This window comes from Ulvibacter sp. 2305UL32-6 (genome assembly GCF_058148545.1).
This window is the reverse complement of sequence record NZ_JBYVKA010000072.1, coordinates 1-710: the sequence shown is the minus strand read 5'-3', so window position 1 is coordinate 710 and position 710 is coordinate 1. Positions and strand designations below refer to the sequence as shown.

At 29.0% G+C, this 710-nt stretch carries 1 protein-coding gene; it reads left to right on the top strand.

The genetic code is table 11. The features are described from left to right. Positions 1-580, top strand: a 580-nt coding sequence (locus ACY2RU_RS17770) for a hypothetical protein (protein WP_490139827.1), incomplete at its 5' end; no start/stop codon positions are given. Between the last annotated feature and the right edge of the window lie 130 nt (positions 581-710).

Sequence of the window (710 nt, the reverse complement as noted above, 5' to 3'; positions counted from 1 at the left end):
AACAATTTTGAAAGAAAAAATATTCTACATATTATTTAGTTTAGTTCTAGTATCATGTAATCAAATTCAAAGAAATGAAAACCCTAAAATTGAAATTTATCTAACGAAAAGTCGAATTGAAAGTTATCAAGGAATTCCAATAACAAAATCTATTATTGACAGTCTGAATTTAATTAAATTGGGCGATAGATTTGATTTTAATATTATTAGGTTAGACACTTTAAATGATGATTTTGTTTTTGCTGGTGAATTTAAAGCAGAGAAATCGAACTTAAAGGAAAAACCTATAATTAACAATTCAGATATTCAATCATTCAATACTAATAATGGAAAATTAGTTTTAAACTCTGCTGGTGCTCGAAAATTAAGTAAGCTGGATTATGTAGGATACGGAAAGCAATTTGTTTTGTATATCGATGGGAACCCAAAACTAAATGGCTACTTCTTCTCTCCTATTTATTCTTATTGGTGTAGTACTTATCATTATCCGTATATCCCAAATGAAGATACTAAAATTTTAGAGCTAACATTTGGTAAGGACCATGAACAAGTCAATTTTAAACAAACTAATATGAATTAAAACTGTTTACAACACCGTATATAACCAATGGCTAAGATTAGTAATGAATTGAAAGTCTTACAAATAATTAACTATCTTTATTTCCGAATACATCACCAGACGGCTTCGCCGTGGCTGCTGAATCGCACGC